This is a genomic window from Intestinimonas sp. HCP28S3_D6 (genome assembly GCF_052065695.1).
Lineage (GTDB): Bacteria > Bacillota > Clostridia > Oscillospirales > Oscillospiraceae > Intestinimonas.
Genome location: NZ_JBQHTM010000101.1, coordinates 1 through 3,339 on the forward strand (window position 1 = coordinate 1; position 3,339 = coordinate 3,339).

Sequence of the window (3,339 nt, forward strand, 5' to 3'; positions counted from 1 at the left end):
AAGCAGATAAATAATGGCTATTTTGCACTGAAATCACCTTAACCAAGCGCAAATGGCGGCTAATACATTGAGTAGAAACAGGATAAAGGCTTTTATTCAGAGGTTCCTTAGAAAAGAGAATGAGGCGTGCGCTCAAAAACTTAATCTACGCACGTATAAGTAAATTGCCAAGTATCGCTTGTCTTCCACCGCATACAATTTTTATATACCTATGACACCGATCAGCAGCTATCAGCTCCTCGTTCTGTCCCCGGCCACCGGAGGCGGACTTTTCTTTTGGTTTTGACTGCGGAAAACGGCCTGCACACTTGCGGCTTTGGGTCCCAGGGGTTATAATATAAAGTATTGTGTAACACCACTAATGACGCTGAGAGGGGAATCAACCCAATGGAACGCACAAAGATCGCACAGATTTTCGCCGACCAGGAGCGCTTCGGGGATCAGGAGGTCACCGTCTGCGGCTGGGCCCGCACCATCCGCGACATGAAGACCTTCGGCTTCATCGAGCTCAACGACGGCTCCTGCTTCAAGAATCTGCAGGTGGTTATGGACGCCAACTCCCTGGCCAACTATAAGGAGATCGCCGGGCAGAACGTGGGCGCCGCCCTGTCTGTCACCGGCACCGTGGTCCTGACCCCGGAGGCCAAGCAGCCCCTGGAGATCAAGGCCGCCGCCATCGCCGTGGAGGGCCCCTCCACCCCCGACTATCCTTTGCAGAAAAAGCGCCACACCGTGGAGTATCTGCGGACCATCCAGCACCTGCGGCCCCGGACCAACCTGCTCTCCGCCACCTTCCGGGTACGGAGCGTGGCCGCCTACGCCATCCACACCTTCTTCCAGAGCCGGGGCTTCGTGTACGTCCACACCCCCATCATCACCGCCTCCGACTGCGAGGGCGCCGGCGAGATGTTCCGGGTGACCACTCTGGACCTGGAGAACGTGCCCAAGAACCCCGACGGCACCGTGGACTACACCCAGGACTTCTTCGGCAAGAGCGCCAACCTCACCGTGTCCGGCCAGCTGAACGCCGAGAACTTCGCCATGGCCTTTGGCGATGTGTACACCTTCGGCCCCACCTTCCGGGCGGAGAAGTCCAACACCACCCGCCATGCCGCCGAGTTCTGGATGATCGAGCCCGAGATGGCCTTCTGCGACCTGAAGGGTGACATGGACGTGGCCGAGGCCATGATCAAGTTCATCATTACCACCGTGCTGGAGAAGTGCCCCGACGAGATCAACTTCTTCAACTCCTTTGTGGACAAGGGCCTGAAGGAGCGGCTGGAGCACGTGGCCTCCTCCGACTTTGGCCGGGTGAGCTACACCGAGGCGGTAGAGATCCTCAAAAAGAACAACGACAAGTTCGACTACAAGGTGGACTGGGGCAGTGACCTCCAGACCGAGCACGAGCGCTACCTCACCGAGCAGGTCTATAAGAAGCCGGTCTTTGTTACCGACTACCCCAAGGACATCAAGGCCTTCTACATGCGCCTCAACGACGACGGCAAGACCGTGGCCGCCGCCGACTGCCTGGTGCCCGGCATCGGCGAGATCATCGGCGGCTCCCAGCGTGAGGAGCGGCTGGACGTGCTGGAGAACCGCATCAAGGAGCTGGGCATGGACCCCAAGGACTACTGGTGGTACCTGGACCTGCGCCGCTACGGCGGGTGCAAGCACGCCGGCTTCGGCCTGGGCTTCGAGCGGATGGTCATGTACCTCACCGGCGTGGGCAATATCCGCGACGTCCTGCCCCATCCCAGAACGGTGGGTAGCGCCGACTTCTAAGGAGAAGAAATACGCGTCGGACCGGTTGAGCCTGCCCCGGGCAGGACGTCGGGGGCCCCATCGGAGATGGGGCGGCGCGTCAGCGCCGTACAAGGTCCCGTGCCGTTGGCACGGGGCCTTGCCGCAGGCGGGATTCACTCCCGCCGAGGAAGTGAAGTCCAACGGGGTCCCCGGACGATGGGAGATCGTCTGGGGCCTGCCCCACCCCAGAACGGTGGGCAGCGCCGACTTTTAAGGAAGAAAGAGAACAGAGAAGGGCTCGCCCGTTGGGGCGGGCCCTCTCCATTTATCCGTCAGAAAAATTTTTAAAAAATTTTTCCCGCCCTGCGATAAAACCAATGCCCCGCCCGTTATAGAGGCAGAAAGGGACGAGAAGCGACGGACCGGAGGGTCCGCGAAACGTCGATAAAACATTTTTACGTTACAAGGAGGAAACGACAATGAAGAATCAGAACAGATGGAAAGATATGCTGGCCGGCGCCCTGGTGGTGACCGCAGTGGCCGGCCTGGCCGTGCCCACCCTGGCCGCTACCGGCAGCCGCAACGTGCGGGTGGACTACTCCGACATCAAGCTGGTGGTCAACGGCACCACCGTCACCCCCAAGGACAGCGCCGGCAACGTGGTGGAGCCCTTCACCATCGACGGCACCACCTACCTCCCCGTCCGGGCAGTGGCCAACGCCCTGGGCATGGACGTGAGCTGGAACGGCAGCACCAACACCGTTACCATCACCGACAAGGGGACGGCGAGCAGCACCGCGACCACCACCACGACCACGACTACCACCACCCAGACCGGCGACTATATCGGTGAGGCCAAGGCCAAGGAGATTGCCCTGAACCACGCCGGCATCTCCAGCAGCCAGGCTACCTTTGCCTGGACCAAGCTGGACTGGGACAACGGCCGGGCCGAGTACGAGGTGGAGTTCTACGCCGGTGGCAAGGAGTATGACTACGACATCGATGCCATCACCGGTGAGATCCGCAGCTACGACTATGAGGCTGAGCACTACACCCCCCCCGCCAGCACCGGCACCAGCACCACTCAGACCGGCAACTATATCGGCGAGGCCAAGGCCAAGGAGATCGCTCTGAACCACGCCGGTCTCTCCAGCAGCGCCGTGACCTTCGTCCGGTCCAACCTGGACTGGGATGACGGCCGGGCCGAGTACGAGGTGGAGTTCTACGCCGGCGGCAAGGAGTACGACTACGAGATCGACGCCGTCACCGGCGACATCCGCAGCTATGACTACGACGCCGAGTACTACGCTCCCTCCGCCAACACCAACACCAGCACCGGCGCCAGCATCACCGAGACCCAGGCCAAGTCCATCGTTCAGGAGCGGGCCGGTTCCACCTCTGGCACCTTCCGTGAGTTCAAGCTGGACCGGGACGACGGCCGGACCGTGTACGAGGGCGAGTACCGCGTGGGCTGGACCGAGTACGACTTTGAGATTGACGCCTCCACCGGCACCGTGTTGGAGTGGAGCATGGACTAAGACTGCACAGGAAAACGGGAATTGTGGAAAAACCGGGTGGGTCCCGCCGATTTGACGG

2 protein-coding genes are annotated in these 3,339 nt (G+C 60.8%); both read left to right on the forward strand.

From position 1 onward, the window contains the following. Positions 1-387 precede the first annotated feature (387 nt). Complete coding sequence (asnS, locus tag ACTNBK_RS16755) at positions 388-1,782, forward strand: asparagine--tRNA ligase (protein ID WP_441147799.1); 1,395 nt, start codon at positions 388-390, stop codon at positions 1,780-1,782. 440 nt (positions 1,783-2,222) lie between these two features. Next, positions 2,223-3,281, forward strand: a complete 1,059-nt coding sequence (locus ACTNBK_RS16760) for a PepSY domain-containing protein (RefSeq protein WP_441147801.1) — start codon at positions 2,223-2,225, stop codon at positions 3,279-3,281. The last annotated feature ends 58 nt before the right edge of the window (positions 3,282-3,339 follow it).

Bases quoted from the DNA above. Each gene is read 5' to 3' on its own strand.
- ACTNBK_RS16760 (WP_441147801.1), top strand. From the start codon at position 2,223: ATGAAGAATCAGAACAGATGGAAAGATATGCTGGCCGGCGCCCTGGTG.
- asnS (WP_441147799.1), top strand. From the start codon at position 388: ATGGAACGCACAAAGATCGCACAGATTTTCGCCGACCAGGAGCGCTTC.